This is a genomic window from Lachnoclostridium phytofermentans ISDg (assembly GCF_000018685.1).
Taxonomy (GTDB): domain Bacteria; phylum Bacillota; class Clostridia; order Lachnospirales; family Lachnospiraceae; genus Lachnoclostridium; species Lachnoclostridium phytofermentans.
In genome coordinates, this window is sequence record NC_010001.1 from 3,954,904 (window position 1) to 3,973,904 (window position 19,001).

19 protein-coding genes and 1 tRNA gene are annotated in these 19,001 nt (G+C 35.5%); 6 read left to right on the forward strand and 14 right to left on the reverse strand.

Translation table 11 applies throughout. The features are described 5' to 3' along the window. Nucleotides 1-65 precede the first annotated feature (65 nt). From CPHY_RS16830 to CPHY_RS16845, 4 genes are all read right to left on the reverse strand, one after another. Complete coding sequence (locus tag CPHY_RS16830; RefSeq protein ID WP_012201252.1) at nucleotides 66-566, reverse strand: hypothetical protein; 501 nt, start codon at nucleotides 564-566, stop codon at nucleotides 66-68. 175 nt (nucleotides 567-741) lie between these two features. Beyond that, a complete protein-coding gene (locus CPHY_RS16835; protein ID WP_012201253.1) occupies nucleotides 742-1,242 on the reverse strand; it encodes a cupin domain-containing protein in 501 nt (166 codons plus the stop codon). A 450-nt stretch (nucleotides 1,243-1,692) separates the two neighbouring features. After that, nucleotides 1,693-2,214, reverse strand: coding sequence for a GNAT family N-acetyltransferase (locus CPHY_RS16840; RefSeq protein WP_012201254.1), 522 nt, complete (start codon nucleotides 2,212-2,214; stop codon nucleotides 1,693-1,695). Between the two features lie 73 nt (nucleotides 2,215-2,287). Beyond that, nucleotides 2,288-2,614 carry a hypothetical protein gene (locus tag CPHY_RS16845; RefSeq protein WP_330370846.1) on the reverse strand — a complete coding sequence of 109 codons (327 nt, stop codon included), beginning with the start codon at nucleotides 2,612-2,614 and terminating at the stop codon, nucleotides 2,288-2,290. Nucleotides 2,615-3,192: 578 nt separating this feature from the next. Here CPHY_RS16845 and CPHY_RS16850 point away from each other — a divergent pair. Then, on the forward strand, nucleotides 3,193-3,549 hold the full coding sequence (locus tag CPHY_RS16850; RefSeq protein ID WP_012201256.1) for a hypothetical protein: 357 nt from the start codon (nucleotides 3,193-3,195) through the stop codon (nucleotides 3,547-3,549). Nucleotides 3,550-3,742: 193 nt separating this feature from the next. On the opposite strand, the gene CPHY_RS16855 is transcribed toward CPHY_RS16850, so the two are convergent. The 8 genes from CPHY_RS16855 to CPHY_RS16890 all read right to left on the reverse strand — a co-directional run bounded on the left by CPHY_RS16855 (nucleotide 3,743) and on the right by CPHY_RS16890 (nucleotide 11,957). Further along, the gene (locus tag CPHY_RS16855; protein WP_012201257.1) at nucleotides 3,743-4,027 is read right to left on the reverse strand and encodes a hypothetical protein; all 285 of its coding nucleotides are present in this window, start codon (nucleotides 4,025-4,027) and stop codon (nucleotides 3,743-3,745) included. Nucleotides 4,028-4,264: 237 nt separating this feature from the next. Beyond that, nucleotides 4,265-4,516 (reverse strand): hypothetical protein, encoded by a 252-nt coding sequence (locus tag CPHY_RS16860; RefSeq protein WP_041703755.1) that lies wholly within the window; start codon nucleotides 4,514-4,516, stop codon nucleotides 4,265-4,267. Nucleotides 4,517-4,592: 76 nt separating this feature from the next. Beyond that, nucleotides 4,593-4,664: transfer RNA gene (locus tag CPHY_RS16865), tRNA-Gly, on the reverse strand. 139 nt (nucleotides 4,665-4,803) lie between these two features. Then, nucleotides 4,804-5,583 (reverse strand): nitroreductase family protein, encoded by a 780-nt coding sequence (locus CPHY_RS16870; protein ID WP_012201259.1) that lies wholly within the window; start codon nucleotides 5,581-5,583, stop codon nucleotides 4,804-4,806. Nucleotides 5,584-5,609: 26 nt separating this feature from the next. After that, nucleotides 5,610-6,488, reverse strand: a complete 879-nt coding sequence (locus CPHY_RS16875) for an AraC family transcriptional regulator (RefSeq protein WP_012201260.1) — start codon at nucleotides 6,486-6,488, stop codon at nucleotides 5,610-5,612. An 18-nt stretch (nucleotides 6,489-6,506) separates the two neighbouring features. Next, the gene (locus CPHY_RS16880) at nucleotides 6,507-8,129 is read right to left on the reverse strand and encodes an AI-2E family transporter (protein WP_012201261.1); all 1,623 of its coding nucleotides are present in this window, start codon (nucleotides 8,127-8,129) and stop codon (nucleotides 6,507-6,509) included. 11 nt (nucleotides 8,130-8,140) lie between these two features. Continuing rightward, nucleotides 8,141-10,666, reverse strand: coding sequence for a homocysteine S-methyltransferase family protein (locus tag CPHY_RS16885; RefSeq protein ID WP_012201262.1), 2,526 nt, complete (start codon nucleotides 10,664-10,666; stop codon nucleotides 8,141-8,143). A 190-nt stretch (nucleotides 10,667-10,856) separates the two neighbouring features. Further along, complete coding sequence (locus CPHY_RS16890) at nucleotides 10,857-11,957, reverse strand: metallophosphoesterase (RefSeq protein ID WP_012201263.1); 1,101 nt, start codon at nucleotides 11,955-11,957, stop codon at nucleotides 10,857-10,859. A gap of 510 nt (nucleotides 11,958-12,467) precedes the next feature. On the opposite strand from CPHY_RS16890, the gene CPHY_RS16895 reads away from it, so the two are divergent. From CPHY_RS16895 to CPHY_RS22005, 3 genes are all read left to right on the forward strand, one after another. Next, complete coding sequence (locus CPHY_RS16895; RefSeq protein ID WP_012201264.1) at nucleotides 12,468-13,160, forward strand: iron-sulfur cluster assembly scaffold protein; 693 nt, start codon at nucleotides 12,468-12,470, stop codon at nucleotides 13,158-13,160. A 19-nt stretch (nucleotides 13,161-13,179) separates the two neighbouring features. Next, entirely contained in the window at nucleotides 13,180-14,190 is a 1,011-nt protein-coding gene (locus CPHY_RS16900; protein ID WP_012201265.1) for a GGGtGRT protein, read from the forward strand. Nucleotides 14,191-14,690: 500 nt separating this feature from the next. Further along, complete coding sequence (locus CPHY_RS22005; protein WP_012201266.1) at nucleotides 14,691-15,665, forward strand: hypothetical protein; 975 nt, start codon at nucleotides 14,691-14,693, stop codon at nucleotides 15,663-15,665. 210 nt (nucleotides 15,666-15,875) lie between these two features. Here CPHY_RS22005 and CPHY_RS16910 read toward each other — a convergent pair whose 3' ends face one another. Next, a complete protein-coding gene (locus CPHY_RS16910) occupies nucleotides 15,876-16,526 on the reverse strand; it encodes an HAD-IA family hydrolase (RefSeq protein WP_012201267.1) in 651 nt (216 codons plus the stop codon). A gap of 152 nt (nucleotides 16,527-16,678) precedes the next feature. On the opposite strand from CPHY_RS16910, the gene CPHY_RS21000 reads away from it, so the two are divergent. Both CPHY_RS21000 and CPHY_RS16920 read left to right on the forward strand, forming a co-directional pair. Further along, nucleotides 16,679-17,467 carry an Ig-like domain-containing protein gene (locus tag CPHY_RS21000; protein WP_012201268.1) on the forward strand — a complete coding sequence of 263 codons (789 nt, stop codon included), beginning with the start codon at nucleotides 16,679-16,681 and terminating at the stop codon, nucleotides 17,465-17,467. Between the two features lie 69 nt (nucleotides 17,468-17,536). Beyond that, nucleotides 17,537-17,767, forward strand: a complete 231-nt coding sequence (locus CPHY_RS16920) for a hypothetical protein (protein ID WP_012201269.1) — start codon at nucleotides 17,537-17,539, stop codon at nucleotides 17,765-17,767. A gap of 266 nt (nucleotides 17,768-18,033) precedes the next feature. On the opposite strand, the gene CPHY_RS16925 is transcribed toward CPHY_RS16920, so the two are convergent. After that, nucleotides 18,034-18,999, reverse strand: a complete 966-nt coding sequence (locus CPHY_RS16925) for an ABC transporter permease (protein ID WP_012201270.1) — start codon at nucleotides 18,997-18,999, stop codon at nucleotides 18,034-18,036. Nucleotides 19,000-19,001 lie beyond the last annotated feature (2 nt).

The following is a 19,001-nucleotide window of genomic DNA, read 5'->3' on the forward strand; positions in this document are numbered from 1 at the left end:
ACATGGAAAGAAGATTTCCAACACTATTTCTTCTACGTACACCAATTACATACTCAAAAATAAATCTATTTTCTTTCTACAGAAGATATTGTAAAGTCTATACCCGTTTCATCACATTTGAATTCAACTGTATAATCTTTTACAACATCTTTTACTGCGTTTCTAAGTGATAACGTTACGATTCCATCACCCTGGTAGACTAAGTTGCTGTCATCAGCGATATAAGACGAATTATCTGCGTCCAAACCAATCGGACAGCTTACTGAATCTTTAACAAATGCCAAACAGCTCGGATTACCATCTTTGTCTGTGTATTGAACGATACCATTTAATCCGTATGCTGAATCCTTTGTTACAACACAGTCCGTTACAGTGCAGTTCCTATTCTTTTCCTCACTGGTAAAAATGGAAATTACATTTTCTTTAGACATGGACTGTTCTTGAATTGTTGGTAAAACACTTTCGGTACTGTTTTCTGATGGTTTTTCTACAATATTATTACTACAAGCCACTATAAATAGACATCCATTTACGAGGAGTAATAGAGCTAAAAACTTTTTTTTCACTTTCTACACCTACTTTCAACAAGCTTAACGCTAAAATTTTCTTTTTTATTTTTTGAGATGATTGTAAATAAATACTTAGCCAAATTATCTGCTCTTTTCTTTAGAAATATTAATATAACTCATTATAGTATCGTTGTTTTGAAATATTGCTAATTCTTATACTGCACAGTTAACATTATTCTCCATCAAGATAATTTACTTCTGATTCAATTTTGTAAGATTTTTGCGTATTACCAGCCATAACGCGTACATTCCCTGAATCCGGATATATAATCACTTCCGGCGAACTTATTGTATGAACATCAAGATAGACAAGTGGTTCAGCAGAATGGTTAGTCAGCATATGTGCGCCATTTTCATTTGGCGGGAAAACAATAACATCACCCTCAGTAACTATTACATCGCCCTTGGGTGTCTTTAGCGTAGCAGTCCCACAAATAATATAGAAAACTTCCTCTGTTCCAGTGTGTTGATGATATTGGTAATTGCTTTTTCCCGGTTGCAGCGTATAAAATGTAACAGTCAACTTTCCCTCTCCAGATACATACGGCTGCGTTACATAACTTTTCTGAAATTCGTAACAACGCTTATGGTGTTTGTCAGGATCAAATATTTTGTTCAAATTAACATCTTTATATTGCGTTGTCCTTACATTTGTAATGACCAGTTCTTGCATGATATTCATACCCCATTTATATAATAATCTTCAGTTCATACTTATAAGCAATTGCGAGAATCTTGATTCTACATTATCTGTAAAATCAATTACTTAGGTTACTAGCTCTCTGGATTTTTCAACTACTTCACTATTATAACATTCTATTTAAAATCTTACAATATATTCCAGAACGGTTATCCCTAGAAATATGCCTTTCCATTGTCTGATTGAACGAACATTTGCTATTTTTTTATATTGTCTGGTGTATCAATTACTTTTGATTTATCAGAAGTCGAAATGAGAAACAAACAAATTGTAAATATTCTTTGAATGTAAGTGAAATATTGGGTACTCAAATATCGTAAAACAAAAAATCCCCAGAAACATTGAATTTTGAAGTTTCTGAGGAAAATATTCTGTCATCTAATTAATCTAATTAATCTAATTAAAGCAATTATAGGATAGTAACTATGCATTAATCTCTAATTCATATTTATAGTCCGAAAACTCTATATTTGTCCCACTCTTTTTATAGGAACTTTCTCCAACTGTCGTAAATCCAAGTTTTTTTACAATTGCATTTGACGCTGCATTTTCCTTATTAACAACAACTGTTATTTTTTTAGCACCTTGTTGTTTGGCATAATCTATCATTCCTTGTGCCATTTCTGTTGCATAGCCATTTCTCCAGTATTTCTTATGTACACAATATGCAATATCATATGCATTTCCATCTTTACTTGGTATAAAACTACATGTTCCAATTCTATCGCCAGTATTTTTTGATTCAGATATTAGATAACAACATGTCTCATCATCCCCCAAAGTTTCCAATGAATTACGATATTCCTCATCCATATTTTCCAAGGATGGGTCTGGTAAATACTCTCCCATTTCAGGGTCATTCCAAACACTCATTGCAAATCCAACATCCGTTTTTTCAAACCCTCTCAAATATAATCTTGGAGTATTTATCTTTTCGATCTTCATACCTGTAACCTCCTTAAATCCTGATATTCTATATTTTGAAACAATATAACTAAAAAATAACTTCCAATATTGTTTACCAACGTTTCATATTTGTTTCATGTTTTTCTAAATATACTTCCTCGAATTCTTTCGGAGAAATGCCATAACAAAGCATAACATCATTAAAATACATTAGTGTGTCACACATTTCTTCAATAAAATGCTTTCTAACTTCGATATCCTCCATAATCATGTTATCCCCCTTTTTCTTGATAACATCTGCTATTTCCCCTGCTTCTATCATCATCCATAACAGTTTGTCTCTTCCAGTTTTGGGAGATATAGCCTGCCACTTATCTTTATATTTTTCTTGTAATTCTTTTTGAATCTTTTGCATTTTATCAAAATCGAGACTATCCACAATTAATCCTCCGCTACTATTTACTTTTATCATATCTATCCGAAGTCAAATTCTTATTTGTAAGTTTTAAACCATAATATCATATTGAGCAAAATAAAAAAACAAGATTTCCTATTAAGTTGTGTACACCTTTCATAAAAGTTAGGTGTATCTTGACAACTTAATGATACGAAGCAGTAATATTTGTCTATAATTGGAAAATTATGTGTTATAATTATTGTAAAATAAGACTATTTAATTAACCCAGCTGAAATTATAGTAATCAACTTACTAATCATTAATCATTAATTATTTCATTACTTCAAAATTAAATTGTGACCTTATTTCTTTATGAATTGTCTTATATTTGAAAGGAGAAATTGCAGTAACCTTAGCCAAAGATCCGTTAGGCGATTGTAGCCGCTCCTTATATACCCGATCCTAATCGTCATGAAAATGCTCGAATTAGCGGTGACAAAGCGTTTGCAGAAATTGGATATCCTAATTTAATACCGAACTATATATATAAAAATTATTTACTTGGTACGGAGGGCTTTGTATATACTGAGTACTATGAGTTCCAGGAGCTCCCTAGTAAGATGATTATGGTAAATTTTTTAACAGATGCTTATGATGGTGGAAATTTTCATGAAGAACAAATTTGGATAACATTTCATCCAATTAAAACTTCTGCTAAAGATCACAAAAGTATTTATATGCAAAATACTGATAAAGATAATAATATAGTCTCCAGCTATGTAACGAAGGGAGGTATCCTTTGTTCTGTTCTTGAGTATAACAATACTAACAATGTAGTAGTTAATATTGATTTTGATAGTGAATCAATAGGAAATGGCTATATGATGATCGAGTTTATAGGAATTAAGTGGGATAAAATAACAGAGATTCTCGATACACTTCCGTTTACAGAAGATAATACTGATTCTCAGCCATAGAATGATAGAAAAAGGGTGGATTAATAAAAAGAATTTCATATTCAATAATTTCGCCTATAGTAATATACGTAATACTTAAATTGAAAAAAGCTTCTTCTGGGACGAAGAAGCTTTTTATTTTCAAGCAACAAAAAATTGCTAACCCTTGATTGTAGGATTAGCAACCATTTTTATTAAGCATGAAACGAGATTCTTATTCGATCCTTTCGCTATATACTTTTGTCACCCTATCGCAACGTAACAGACCGTTCACGCTATCACGGTCAAACGCAGCGTTTAATGCAGCGATGTGTGCATCATATCCGGGGTCATTTGGTAGTGGATTGTCGTCTAGATGTATCTTAATAATTACTTTAGTCGGTTCGTCGGTCATTTCCGCCAAAAAAACACGGCCGTACCAACCACCGCCAAGTGATGTGATCTTTTGCGGATTTGTCCTAAAATATCTGTTTACAATTGCTTCTGCTATTTGTTGCATAAATTCCTCCAGTATGTTCAAAGAAAGATATCAATCCGAATTTTGTTCAAATATTTCAATAGAAGAATTTTCGGGAATTTCCCTTGTTATAACAACTTCTTCCTTTATTATCTCACAACCCATCTCGCCATCATCAGCAAATTCAATATGTTTTACTTTAATAGCTGAATTTTCTAAATAGGCGAAAACATTATCTCCTCCTCCGGCATAATATACCTGACATCCTGTAATTGAAGCCTAATTAAAAAATTCTCTATTTTCAAAGGTTTCTAAAACAAAACCATCCCCTAAGTAACTACCAATGAGGATCTTTTCTTCTTCCTTTCCGCTTTGAATTTTAAAATTAACATCAGTATAAGGAAAATCTTCTTTTATATAAGAATTTAATTCAAAACCGATTTGAACTTCATTATCTTTTGAGGGAGTAGGATTATCGGCATTTGCAGCGGGTATGCCTTTAGCTGAAATTAACGTAAAATGACTTTGCATACATCCTGCACACATGATTTATAGACACAAAAAAACAGGAAAGCTTGATTTACTAGCTTTCCTGCCCTTTTCATTAAGCACGAGACGGGATTCGAACCCGCGACCCTCGCCTTGGCAAGGCGATACTCCACCACTGAGCCACTCGTGCATTTTATATATCTTGTCTTCACGTTTTTGTTATCTCGTGAACACAAGATATATAATAACCTATATTGTTCTTTTTGTCAACACAATTCGGAAAATTTTTATTTTATTTTTTAATCTTTTTTCAGTTATTTTGTAATCTCTTAAAATACTTTTTCCTTTAGCATAACAGTAGTAATGTATTCCGTGTTCTTTAAGTCTTTATTTGAGAAGACTTCTGATTTCGTTAGGATTGCATCCAACCATAATTCATCTGCTGCCTGAACTATATCTGATAAGACTATCCCCACATCAATTAGCTTCATATCGCTAATTACGGATTTTAAAAATCTAGCTTTTTTACAAAATACATGAATACGGTTGCGGTATACTACAAAGCGCCAAGGTTGGTTATTCATTGAGGATGGAGAAAGAATGGCAGCTTGCATAATGACCTTCATATTCTCGCTAACATCTTCCTTATATACAATTAAGCTGTCTTCCGACAGACGTTTTGCCTTCTCCGGTGCACGATAAATCGTTTTTTCGCTTCTACCAAATGCAATCGCTATAACATAATCATACTTTAGTTTAGCTTTTAGCTCTGAATTTGGCTTAATTCCTCCCTGATAACAGGTTGCAACTCCTCTTGCTGTCAGATAAAGTATCATCTGTTGCATGAGAAAACCTGCATTGGTTAGATAGTCCTGCTTTAATTCTGAGGAGATTAGCAGGTAATAAGGGGCTTTTACATGAAATAAGCCCTTAAATTTTTCCTCTTCTTTCGTATTGTCAACAATTATCATCTCATATTCAATGCTACTCTTATATGGCTTTAACTGCTCTATATAGGAAGTTATATTCTCAAGCAGTTTCTCCTCTAACGCCTCCATATCATAATTTCTCACTGATTTTCTGACAAACATTGCTTCATACAGATTCATGGTACTACCTTTGCCTTTCCGATATGCTATTGTGATTCCGTCGTTCGCTGTGCGATTAGGGACTTTCGATAATTCTGCGGTGATATACCGAAATACTTCTTAAATAACTTACTAAAATGATACACATCATCATAACCTATTTCATTTGCAATGTTTTTAATACTTCCGCCTTCGCGTTCTGATAAGATTTCTTTTGCCTTTTCCAATCTTATCTTTATTAAATAATTGATTGGTGATTCTCCAGTCTCTTCTTTAAATATCTTCGAGATATAAACAGGACTTAAGTACATGTTATGCGCAATCTGATCAAGGGATATTTTATGTTCGTAATTCTCCATCAAGTAATTAATAATTCGTTTGACAGCATAGCTTTTGCTATAAGTCTCGAAATTACATCCCTTCTGAGTAACCTTTGGCGCTTCAATCACTTCTCGCATCAGTAGCATTAACATCTGAATAAGTTGTGCTTTTAACATAAAGTACTTTCCAACCTGACCAGCTTCGTTCTCTGCCAACATATCATAACAAAGTCTAGAAGTTTCACGCTTTGCTTCTGAACTTAAATGAACAATATGACCTTGATTGCTCAATTGAATCGTATTTTCCGGCATATTCTTGAATTGAAAATCCGTAAATCCAGTACAAAACTCCACCAACGGTTCCTCGCCATCCAGTAGCATATTTTGATGAAATACACCAGGGTTGCATACAATCATGTCACCAGCTTTTACATCATAATATATGTCATCGATACGATATTTACTCGTACCGGACAAAATATATGTTAGTTCTGTAAAATCTTGATGCGCATGATATGCTGTTCGCTTGGTCACACGCATCTTGCTAGCAAAAAACACCGTTGGATTAAAATCACTGTATGTTAAATCATAATCTCCATTGCCCACATTACCACCCCTTAACGATTACTTTTCATCCTTTGAAATTCGTTCTAATTGTCCGTAATTCTTTTTCTCCATGGTGTGAGTTTCCTTTTGTCTTGGTAACTCCTTGGTAATACTGCCTACATTACTATGATTATTACTTTTCATTAAATTTTTCTTATCCGAGTTTACATCTTCTTTAACTTCAACTTTTCTTATTTCTTCTTTACTAACTTTATTATTTCTTACTTTATTATCTCTTAATTCTTTAGTTCTTACTTCATCATTTTTTGACTCATCATTTCTTGACTCATCATTTCTTGACTCATCTTTTCTTGACTCATCTTTTATAGATTTATTTAATTTTTCTTTCCCTGTTTTATTACTATTACCTTCTACTGACAGTACATCTGTTTTACTAAATCTTCTAGCTGTCCAATTCTTCTCTCCATGTTCTAATGTCTCACTTTTGGGAACCTGAGAATTATTAGGTGGATATAAATATTTCTCCTCTGGTATTTGTCGTTGGTTTAATCTTACCTTCACATTTTCACGCAACAGGGTATAGACAACTGATGTTAGTGGAATAAAGATTAACATGCCTAGAATACCCATTAGACTACCGCCAATTGTTACTGCAAACAATACCCAAATCGATGGAAGCCCAACCGACCCTCCAACGACACGAGGATAGATTAAATTCCCTTCAATCTGTTGTAATACATTAAAGATAACAATAAACCATAATGCCTGAACTGGATTAACCATAAAGATTAAAAAGGTTCCAATGATAGAACCAATTATCCCACCAACTATAGGAATCAATGCAGTAAATGAAATTAATACCCCAATCAATAAAGCATATGGAAAACGTAAAACGCTCAAAGTTATATAAAACATAGAACCTAATATCACAGCTTCAATGCACTGTCCAGATAAAAAATTCGAAAAAGTTCGATGTGCTAATTGTAATACCATGATTGTTCTATCTGCTCTTTTTAGAGAAAGAAAACTGTAGCAAAGCTTCTTTCCTTGTTCCGAAAGTTTTTCTTTATTACCCAAAATGTACACTGCAAATACAAAGCCAATAAAGAAAGTAGTTAAACCACTTATAATATTCAAAATGATACTAAAAGCAGACCCCAAAACTCCATAAACAAGACCTTTTAATATACTAACTAAACCAGCACTTAGATTAGCCCAATCTTTCGAGAATTCCTTAAAAGAGTTTCCTATTTCCGGATACTGAATTAATAAATCCGCTGATTTAATTTCCACCCATTTTTGTGCGTCCTGAACAAAAACAGTAATCGTATCAGCTAGATCACCAAAAGTGCTCCCTAACTCTGGAATGATTAGAAAAGTAACTGTGAATATAATACTAGCTACTAATATAATGCTTAGTAAAATACTTACCGGTCGTCTTATTTTATTAACAAAACGATTTTTTGTTTTTCCTTTACGAAATAATTTATCTTCAAATAAACACAAAGGTACATTTAAGATAAATGCGATACATCCACCTAAGATAAATGGTGTTAGAATACCAAGAATATACTTAAAAGTCATCAATATCACGTCAAAGTGCTGTATTCCAACATATAACAAAACGGTAAAGGTAATTATTAACATTATTTTCTTAACATTGTTATGATTTAACTCCATGTACCCTCCCGTTATATTTTTAATAATTTTTTTACTAAATTGACTGCTTCTTGTGCATCTTTGGAATAACCATCAGCGCCAATTTCATCGCAATAATCCTGAGTAATTACGGCCCCACCTATGATTACCTTTGCTCTTAGAGATGCTTCATTTCTATAATTTACAACCCTTTTCATTTCAAGCATTGTAGTAGTCATAAGCGCAGAAAGAGCTATAATATCTGCATCCAGTTCCTTCGCTGTTTCTATAATTTTTTCTGATGAAACATCCTTGCCCAAATCAATTACATTAAATCCATAATTCTTAAGCATTAATGCTACAAGATTTTTCCCAATATCATGAATGTCCCCAGCAACTGTTGCAATTATGATAGTACCTACTTTTTCTTCTTTAGAATCTTTTTTAAGCATAGGTTCTAAATAATCGATCGCAGTCTTCATGGTTTCTGCTGAAGCAATCAATTGTGGTAAATAGTACTTCCCACTGTCGAAATACTGTCCCACCTGATTTATGGCAGGAATTAGTATTGTATCAAGTATTTCGGCAGCTGAGGTTTTATTATTAACCTCCTCTATGACAAGTGCTAAAATTTTTCTTTTATTTCCTTTTATCACTGCTTCATATATTTGCGAACTCGACTTTTCAGTAGAATTATCATTCAAACTTTCATTTGCATTAACATTAGAAGCTTCTCTTACACTTTTTTTATTATCCGCTTTATCCTCGCCCCTTTCAATCACCTTTTTCGGTGTACTTTCTGCATTTATCATAGGGTGTGTTGTAACACGTTCTATATAGCGAAGATCAGCACCTTCTTTGTTTCTTAGCAAATCTGCTGCATAAGCAGTGTTCATAAGAAGGTCTTGGCTTGGATTTGCAATTGCCATTGTAAGGCCTGCCTGTATTGCAAAGGATAAAAACGTTGCATTCACAAATTGACGTTCCGGTAAACCAAACGAAATATTAGATAGTCCAACAATCGTCGCAAGAGAAAGTTCTTCCTTACAATACCTTATTGTTTCCATCGTTTGGATCGCTGCCTCTTTATTCGCGCCAACCGTATTGACTAAACCATCCACCACAATATCCTCAGCTGTTAGTCCAATTTCTTTAGCAGCAGACACGATAGTGTGAATGATCTGTTTCTTTTCCTCTAGGTCTTTCGGTAGTCCAGCATCTGATAATGGTAATAGAATAAACATAGCACCATATTTTTTTGCAACCGGAAGTAGCTTTTCAAACTTCTCTTTTTCTAAAGAGATGGAATTGATAAGAGCACGCCCTGGGTATCTTCTAAGAGCTGCCTCTATAACAGAAACATGGCTAGAATCAATACTTAGCGGTAGATTTGTTACTTGGAGTACTTCATCCATTACCTTAAGCATCATCTCTTTTTCATCAATGCCATTCATCCCCATATTAATATCTAAAATATCTGCACCAAGTTCCTCTTGCTCAATTGCCATTTCACTAACTAAGTCTAAAACTCCTTCTCGAAGTTGCGCCTGGAGCACTTTCTTTCCTGTTGGATTTATTCGTTCTCCTACAACTAAGAAACGATCCACCAAAGAAAATTCCATTGACCTTCGCTCCGTCGTTAAAACTCTAAGAGGCTTTTTATGAATCACGGGTGCTTGATAAGTCTTTGCTAATTCATTTAATAAATTAATATGCTTTGGTGTCGTACCACAACACCCTCCAAGAATAGATACACCAAGCTCTAGAAAAATCTTACAACTTGCTGCAAATTCATCGGCATCCATGGTAAATACTGTTCTATCTTCTACAAGTTTTGGAAGTCCAGCATTAGGTTTTGCTATGAGAGGAACATTGGCAACTGGAAGCATCTGTTCTATCACTTCGCTCAACTTCTTAGGTCCACTCGAACAATTAACACCGACTGCATCTGCTCCCAAGCTTTGAAGAACTATCATAGCGGTCTTTGGGTCTGTTCCATAAAGAGTACGATTATCCTCACCAAAGGTTAACGATACCATGACTGGTAACTCGCAAATTTCCTTTGCTGCAATCACAGCAGCACGACATTCTTGTAAACTTAGCATCGTCTCCACCACAAGTAAATCTACTCCCGATGAAACTAAATGCCCTATTTGCTCCTTATAAATCGTAATGAGTTCTTCAAAATCCATCTTTCCAAAAGGCAATAACTGCTCTCCAGTCATTGTTAAGTCACCTGCTATCATAATAGAGCGGGTCTCCCCTGTCTCCTCCAAGTAACGATTGATTGCCTCTTTTGATAATTCCACTAACGAATGATTGATTTCCTCTATTCTATGTTCTAAACCATATTCTGAAAGTTTGATTCGGTTACTCGTAAATGTAGGTGCATACAGAATATCCGTACCTGCATATAGATACTCTTTCTGTAAGGTTATCAAGACCTCTTTATTGTCTAAAATCCATGTTTCAGGGCATACACCGGAAGGCATACCAGCGTTTTGTAGATTACTGCCCGTTGCCCCATCAAGGATTACGATTTTCTGTTCTATCATCGCTTTAAATTCATTTTTAGTCATGTGTCTCAACCTTTCTATACACAGTGTAACCGGTTCAATTCTCTATCAGCTTTTTTACTTGTTACATCATAAAACTATTCATATCCTTGTTGTATTGGTATGTACTATTTGTCATTCTTTCCTGTAATATCAAGCTTTAGGTAGAATAATTAATTTGAAATATTCCTCGACGCGAAATACTTTTTTCTTATTAATCAATATTCTCAGGCAAAAACTCAAGCATACCATAGTACCAACCAATAATACCGTTTTTCTTAACTAGATAACCACGGCTAGTTTCCTCCGTAACAGAAATAATATCTCCATAGGTAAGAGGAATCTGATAATCCGAAATATCTTCGGTGTGCCATCCATCCCGTTCCTCACATAGATAGGAATTTGGAATCCACATTTTATTACCGGAGGATATGTGTTCACAATACGTAAAGTCCTTCTCGGTACGTAACAGTTCTACAAGGCTATCTGTCCAAGGAATACAAAAGGACTTTCCACCCGCTTCTTGTGTATTTAGTACTTTCGCTTTTCTAAGTTGATCTACATAAGCAAAATTTACTTCTTCTTGGTCTAAATCTGGTATAATCAATGCATTTAATTGTCCATCTCGCTTTAATACATTTCCACCATCGATACTAATAATCTTATTTTCTTTATCAATTTTAGGATTACATTCTGGAATCTCTTTACAATAAAGAGATGTCGGCCAATGACCAACCACATGATATTTTTCAAAATGATAGCCTTGATTCATAAAGTCGTCTGCCTTCATTGCTTGAGAAGGTTTCATCTCTTCCATACGATTCGGATAAACCGCTGCATGTGCAAATACATACTGGCCCATTTCTATTATGTGCGGTAATTCACAGATAAAGTTTATTTCTTCCTTATATAACTCTTGTAATACTTTTTTCACCTTTCCCATGTCAGTACCACGGTTTAACTCGATTTCTGCCTCTCGGCACATTTCGCCGATTAAGGTTTGCTTTCTCAATAAAATATATTTTAATAGTTCTTCATTTTTGGTATCCTTAAGCACTTCCATAGCAATTGCATCACAGTTACCGCAGACAGCAAACACGGTATGTGTTTTCTTAAGTTCCATCACATAATGAAGCAAATCTAAACTATTTTCACCTTTTTCTACCATATCACCAAGTAGAATAAGGATATCCTGTTCAGAAAAGTTTATCTTTTTTAATAATTTTAAAAAAGCCTTTAAATTCGCATGGATATCGCTGATTACAATTGCACGTTGACCCTTCTTTACATTAGGTCTCTCAACTCTTACCGCCATCTTGCAACACCTCGCTATCTGTGTGGTTTTCCTATTTTAATTTTATCCATCAAAACTTAATCTATTAACGGTAGCATTATATACTACTGAATTCTCATGTACGATGTTTCTTCCTTTATATTTTCCTTACTCTTAATCATAGCAATATTTGTGCAAAATGAAAAGAAGATTTCTATAAAACTTTAAAAACTTTTTAGAAAAAAGGTATAGACTATTTAGGCGTTTTATGAGAGAATATGGAGAAAGCAAAAACGGCCCTTGGTAGAAGGAAATATTTTGTTAAATTAATAACAGACATTACCATATTATCAATGCCACATAATAGGAACTTAATCTTATGGCTTTCCTAGAAAGACACAGTGGATTTTTGTTCTATTTTTAATTACTTTCTCTATGCCTTACTAATGGAAAGTAATATAGAATAAAAATCAGCGATATGTTGTCTACAAAAAAGTGATCCAAACACTTTTTTGTCATGAATATAATGATATGATTGAAAGGAGTCTCAACATGATTTATTCACATGAAGTAGAAAATATGTGTCCTGTAGCGCAGGGTGTTCACCATGGTGCTGCGCCAATCCCTGAAGAAGCAAAATGGGTACAGAGCAAACAAGTTAGCGATATCTCCGGATTAACACACGGTGTAGGCTGGTGTGCACCACAGCAGGGTGCTTGTAAATTAACCCTTAACGTAAAAGAAGGTATCATTCAGGAAGCATTGGTAGAGACCATTGGATGTTCCGGTATGACTCATTCCGCTGCTATGGCAACTGAGATTCTTCCAGGACTTACAGTATTAGAAGCTTTAAACACAGACTTAGTTTGTGATGCTATCAATACTGCTATGAGAGAATTATTCCTTCAGATTGCTTATGGTAGAACTCAGAGTGCTTTCTCTGAAGACGGCCTTCCAATCGGTGCTGGTCTTGAAGATTTAGGAAAAGGTTTAAGAAGCCAGGTTGGTACTATGTATGGTACTTTAAAGAAAGGTCCTCGTTACCTTGAAATGGCAGAAGGTTATGTAACTGGTATCGCTTTAGATGAAGAGAACCAGATTATTGGTTACCAGTTCGTAAGTCTTGGTAAAATGACAGACTTCATTAAAAAGGGTGATGATCCTAATACAGCATATGAAAAATCAAAAGGTCAATACGGCCGTGTTGCAGATGCAGTAAAGATTATCGACCCAAGAGAAGAATAGAAAAGGAGGATACATAGCGATGGCTTTATTTGAATCATTTGAGAGAAGAATAGATAAAATTAATGCAGTGCTTAACAGCTATGGAATTGCTTCCATTGAAGAAGCGGAAAAGATTACAAAAGATGCTGGCCTTGATGTTTACAATCAAGTAAAAGGTATCCAACCAATTTGTTTTGAAAATGCTTGCTGGGCTTACATCGTAGGTGCTGCAATTGCAATTAAGAAAGATTGTAGAAAAGCTGCTGATGCTTCAGCTGCAATCGGCGAAGGTCTTCAGGCTTTCTGTATCCCAGGTTCTGTTGCAGATCAACGTAAGGTTGGTTTCGGACATGGTAACCTTGGAAAGATGTTACTTGAAGAGTCTACAGAATGTTTCGCATTCTTAGCAGGACACGAATCTTTCGCAGCTGCGGAAGGTGCTATTGGTATTGCTATGAGCGCTAACAAAGTTCGTCAGAAACCACTTCGTGTAATCTTAAACGGTCTTGGAAAAGACGCTGCTCAGATTATTTCCCGTATCAACGGCTTTACATTCGTTGAAACTCAGATGGATTACTACACTGGAGAAGTAAAGGAATTATTCCGCAAATCCTACTCCCAGGGACCTCGTGCTTCTGTTAATTGCTACGGTGCTAATGACGTTACTGAAGGTGTTGCAATCATGCATAAAGAAGGCGTTGATGTCTCCATTACTGGTAACTCAACAAACCCTACTCGTTTCCAACATCCAGTTGCAGGTACTTACAAGAAAGAATGTCTTGAGCAAGGCAAGAATTACTTCTCTGTAGCTTCCGGTGGTGGTACTGGTAGAACACTTCACCCAGATAACATGGCTGCTGGTCCAGCTTCTTATGGTATGACAGATACTATGGGTAGAATGCATAGTGATGCACAGTTCGCTGGTTCTTCATCCGTACCTGCTCACGTAGAGATGATGGGTCTTATCGGCATGGGTAACAACCCAATGGTTGGTGCTACTGTTGCTGTTGCTGTTGCAATTCAGGAAGCTGCTGACGCTAAGAAATTCTAGGATTTGCTTGATTTTTAAGTTTTTTCATAGTCTAGATAATATATAAAAAAATATTTAATTGCCCACCGTTTATCTATTAAAACGGTGGGCAATTTTTTTGTGTTCTATGAATACTTAGTTAGACTTTCACCTTTTTTAGTTTTACCGACGCAAAATGACACGTTTATCAAACTACAGAATATAGTATATTAGCTATAGTATATGTCTATTTATCTCTAAATCTCATTGTTTTCTATATTGTAAATGAAATATCATCTCATAAAATACAAGGGTATGTACTATAGGAATTGTGAAAATAGGGGGTTTTATGCAACAAATTAATCCTTACGACTCAAGCTCGGGCGAAAACTATGAACATTCTCACTAAGATCGTATCATAGACATCATACAGAGAGGTCATGTTGCTTTAGTCGCGCTGTACACTAGTTAACTTAGAAGATTACTATGCGAGTGCTGATTTAGGAATCGCATAGTTTATAATTATTAAATGAGGGGATTTTATGCGAAATAATCATAATGAAATAAACCCGTACGAAAGTTATGATGTATCTCATGAAGGTTCGTTTTCTAGACATCATTCGGATCATTGTCACTCAGATAGATGTTGCTGCGATCCTTGCTGCTCTCCATGTTGTGTTGAACGTAGAGGACCTACTGGACCTACTGGACCTACCGGGCCTAGAGGTGCTACTGGACCTACTGGGCCTACTGGACCTACTGGGCCTAGAGGTGCTACTGGACCTACCGGACCTACCGGACCTACTGGACCTACCGGACATACCGGACCTACCGGTGCTACTGGACCTACCGGACCTACTGGCGCTACTGGTTTAACTGGTGCTACTGGGCCTACCGGACCTACTGGCGCTACTGGTTTAACTGGTGCCACTGGGCCTACCGGACCTACTGGACCTACTGGTTTAACTGGTGCTACTGGGCCTACCGGTCCTACTGGTCCTACTGGGCCTACTGGGCCTACCGGTCCTCAAGGGGAGTCTGCTTGCCCATCCCAGGGTGAAATGGTGATAAATGGCGGAATGGAATTGTTTACTGGTAACATTCCTACAGGTTGGACCACTACCACCCCACTCTTAATTTCTGAAGTAACAGCGCAAGGCAGGGTTCATTCTGGATTTGCAGCAGTTAATATTGCTAATGGTGGTAACCTATCTCAGGATATCCCAATCACCGGTGGATGCTTCTTTGATTTTTCCTTCTTTGCCCATGGTGAGGGAGCAAATGTTGCGTTGGTTGCAACCGTTACCTTTACCAATGGTTTAGGATTGAGCGTGACAGGGCTAGTTATTAATGTAATTGCCCAAGATATTCCAGACAGTAACCGTCAATTCGCTTATTACCGTGGTATCACCATTCAGGCACCAGCCGCTGCTACCAATGCTATTATCGAATTTGCCGTAACAGCCAACGGAGGACAGTCCCTTGATCTTGACGATGTATCCTTCTCCGTTGACTAATCAACGTATCAGAGTTTACCGAGGTAACTTACCAAGATAAGGAGGGTTTCCTTTTAAGAACGGCCTGACTCGACCTACGTAACCAAATAAAAAGCGTATCGCTAGATAGTCTATCTATTTAGCGATACGCTTTTCTATATCTTCCGCTATCTCATTGAAATTTATTACTTGATATTCTCTCAACCCTATATAGTTATCATATACTTCTACTTAAAGAAACTCTTCCCTATTAACTAATTCCCATACACTTGCTACAATAGCATCTGCCCCTGCTGCAATAAGCTCCTCCTGGTCACCATATCCATTTAATACACCGATGGAGTCAATTCCTACTTCTTTTGCTCCAAAAATATCATACTTACGGTCACCAATCATGACTGCTTTCGTTAAATCAGTTACCTTTCCTTCCTTTAATACATATTGTATAACCTCAGATTTTTCTGAACGATCGCCATTTAGTTCACTTCCGCCCACAAAGTCAAAGTACTCTAATAATTCAAAATGCTCTAATATCTGCTTTGCAAATACCTCTGGTTTTGAAGTTGCAAGCATTATCTTTTTATTTCTACTTCTCAGTGTAGCTAATAACTGTACAACACCTTTATAGACTTCATTCTCATAGATACCATAATCCTTAAAATACTCTCTATATTTATCTATAGCTTCTAATGCTTTCTCCTTACTAAATCCAAAATCCATAAAGCTATCCACAATAGGTGGACCGATATATTTACATAAGGAATCCAAATTTTCAATATGAATATCAAAATGCTCTAAAGCATATGCAAATGATTTCGTAATACCAAGCTTTGGATCGGTCAATGTTCCATCTAAATCAAACAATATATAATCGTAATTCATTTGTTCTTCCTACACTTTCTTGAACACTATTTTTAGGACTATTATAACAATAAGCTAATTTTTCTTCAATAGATGTCATATATTCTTAGACAAGCACATATAGATAATATAGATGGCACTTTTTCACCATTCTAGAATAAGGAGGACTTACGATGAAACATCATTTCAAATATTGCCGTGTATTCTTACTGGTTTTATTGCTTTCATTTATCATACCAACAAAATATAGTGTAGCTGCAACAAAAATATCCAATTCAATACAATATTCCAATGTAATGTTAGCATATGTAAAATTCCTTAAGGAATACAACCATCAAGTATCTTCCATGGACAATCATAGGTTACTTGATAATCATCCAATTGAACTATCTAGAGATTTATTGCCGGTATCAGAAGAAAACATCCAGAAATACTCTTCAGAAATACGGTTAAATTATACCGACTTAATTCTCCCACTAGATGGATACGATTCCTATCTCGAATATCTTCAATTATTGAGCGCTGATAGTGATAAAGTTATATGGGAAAGTAGCGATTCTTCGATAGCTACTGTAGATAAGTCGGGTTTAGTTACCGCAATGCTACCTGGCACTTGTATGATTACTGCAACCTACCAGGGTAAAACTTATTCCTGTGATTTAAAGGTTCCTTATATTCCAGATTATGAATCTTTAGCTTGTCTTCAAATTGTCGATTCCAATATAGAGTACTATGAAGCCTATCCAGATAAATTCGGGAACATAACTATGAATCATAATTTATTAAGTGGTGTTCTTTTTTCTGATACAGAAATAGAAATATTGGATTCTAGTGCGAAAGAACCCAATTACAGTAAAGGAACCTTGGATGACCTGAAACGTTTATGTAAAGAAAAAAAGTTAGTAAAAATCGTTATGAACCATGACCTAATCTTAAGCATCAGTGAGACTACTTTACCTTAAATTTTTAACCTTGGATTTAACACTTTGAATCTTTATGCTATAATAATAGGATACAAAGGAGGGATGAAAATGAGGTCAATGGAGTTTAAAATGGAACGAGAAGGCTTAGTTAAACCAGGGGATCAAGTCGAAGTATTGGAAAGCAAACTTCCGATGAGTTATTATTATACTATCATACCAGCAGTCGCCATGTCAGCAAATTACACCTTCTCAGAACGTTTAAAAAATCTAACTGGTACTGTGACAGATGTGCGTGGTAGTTCTGCGGGTTGGTATGTAACTGTAGAATTTGAAGAATAGATGATAGAGATAAATTAAGGTATCGAAATGAAAAAATAGGAGGTACACTATAAAAGACGGTACCTTCTATTTTTATATTCAAAATGTAATCTAGACTTGACTTATCTATATTAAAGGCCATGGACAGCTTTTGCGACTTCATAATGGCAAAAGCACATGCTATGGGCTATACATGCATGGCACAAGAAAAGTGCCTAAACAAAGTAAGTTGACTTTGTTTAGGCACTTTTTTTAAGTCATTGGGTATACATTTCCTAACTTATCTATTAACGTTTACCTTTATCATATGGAATACCTTCTGCCTTTGGTGCTCTTGACTTCTTAGAAGTAAATGCTAAGACAACCATCGTCGCAATATAAGGTAACATCTTATAATAGGTTTGATTAACATTTAAGCTCTTTAAGATTGGAATCAACGAAACGGAATAGGCAACTGTACGTAAGAATGCAAAGAACAATGCTGCAAAAAATATTTTCATTGGTTTCCATTGTCCAAAAATCATGACAGCAAGTGCTAAGAAACCAAAACCAGCTGCTCCAGTATGTCCATTACAATTTCCTGACATTACACCAACAGAATAGAAATAACCACCGATTCCACCAAGTAATCCTGACAATGTAACACCTGCGTATCTCATACGATATACATTAATACCTACTGAATCTGCTGCCTGTGGATGCTCACCACAAGCGCGTAAACGTAATCCAAATCTCGTCTTATAAAATATGATTGTTGCTATAATCAAGAAACCAATCCCGATGTATACCGTTAGATATGTTTTCTGGAAAAACATTTTTCCGATAATAGGGATATCCCCAAGTACAGGCACTTTTTGAATATAGTATTTTACATTGGTTGTAATACCATCACTGTTAAAGTTCATCTTAGCGAACAATAATACCATTGCTGGTACGAGCATATTAAGAGCTGTACCTGTGATGGTTTGATCTGCTTTCATACTAACAGCTGCAAAAGATAGCAATAAAGAAAAGATAATTCCTGCCAAAGCAGCTATTAGCATTGATAGTAATAAGATTACCTGTGGATTTAATCCTGTCCCTTGAACGAAATACGCAAAGAGACATCCAAAAAATGCACCAAATAACATAATACCTTCAAGTGCAATATTAATTACACCACTTCGTTCACTAAACATACCTCCGAGAGCAACCAACAAAAGAGGTATCGCAACTGGAAGTGTATTTTGAATTAAATAAAATATAACATCCATCT

What these genes read in the sequence shown, in the direction of transcription:
- CPHY_RS16835 (WP_012201253.1), bottom strand. Translation starts at nt 1,242, where the DNA reads ATGCAAGAACTGGTCATTACAAATGTAAGGACAACGCAATATAAAGAT.
- CPHY_RS16840 (WP_012201254.1), bottom strand. Translation starts at nt 2,214, where the DNA reads ATGAAGATCGAAAAGATAAATACTCCAAGATTATATTTGAGAGGGTTT.
- CPHY_RS16850 (WP_012201256.1), top strand. Translation starts at nt 3,193, where the DNA reads ATGATTATGGTAAATTTTTTAACAGATGCTTATGATGGTGGAAATTTT.
- CPHY_RS16855 (WP_012201257.1), bottom strand. Translation starts at nt 4,027, where the DNA reads ATGCAACAAATAGCAGAAGCAATTGTAAACAGATATTTTAGGACAAAT.
- CPHY_RS16860 (WP_041703755.1), bottom strand. Translation starts at nt 4,516, where the DNA reads ATGCAAAGTCATTTTACGTTAATTTCAGCTAAAGGCATACCCGCTGCA.
- CPHY_RS16870 (WP_012201259.1), bottom strand. Translation starts at nt 5,583, where the DNA reads ATGAATCTGTATGAAGCAATGTTTGTCAGAAAATCAGTGAGAAATTAT.
- CPHY_RS16880 (WP_012201261.1), bottom strand. Translation starts at nt 8,129, where the DNA reads ATGGAGTTAAATCATAACAATGTTAAGAAAATAATGTTAATAATTACC.
- CPHY_RS16885 (WP_012201262.1), bottom strand. Translation starts at nt 10,666, where the DNA reads ATGACTAAAAATGAATTTAAAGCGATGATAGAACAGAAAATCGTAATC.
- CPHY_RS16890 (WP_012201263.1), bottom strand. Translation starts at nt 11,957, where the DNA reads ATGGCGGTAAGAGTTGAGAGACCTAATGTAAAGAAGGGTCAACGTGCA.
- CPHY_RS16895 (WP_012201264.1), top strand. Translation starts at nt 12,468, where the DNA reads ATGATTTATTCACATGAAGTAGAAAATATGTGTCCTGTAGCGCAGGGT.
- CPHY_RS16900 (WP_012201265.1), top strand. Translation starts at nt 13,180, where the DNA reads ATGGCTTTATTTGAATCATTTGAGAGAAGAATAGATAAAATTAATGCA.
- CPHY_RS22005 (WP_012201266.1), top strand. Translation starts at nt 14,691, where the DNA reads ATGCGAAATAATCATAATGAAATAAACCCGTACGAAAGTTATGATGTA.
- CPHY_RS16910 (WP_012201267.1), bottom strand. Translation starts at nt 16,526, where the DNA reads ATGAATTACGATTATATATTGTTTGATTTAGATGGAACATTGACCGAT.
- CPHY_RS21000 (WP_012201268.1), top strand. Translation starts at nt 16,679, where the DNA reads ATGAAACATCATTTCAAATATTGCCGTGTATTCTTACTGGTTTTATTG.
- CPHY_RS16920 (WP_012201269.1), top strand. Translation starts at nt 17,537, where the DNA reads ATGAGGTCAATGGAGTTTAAAATGGAACGAGAAGGCTTAGTTAAACCA.
- CPHY_RS16925 (WP_012201270.1), bottom strand. Translation starts at nt 18,999, where the DNA reads ATGGATGTTATATTTTATTTAATTCAAAATACACTTCCAGTTGCGATA.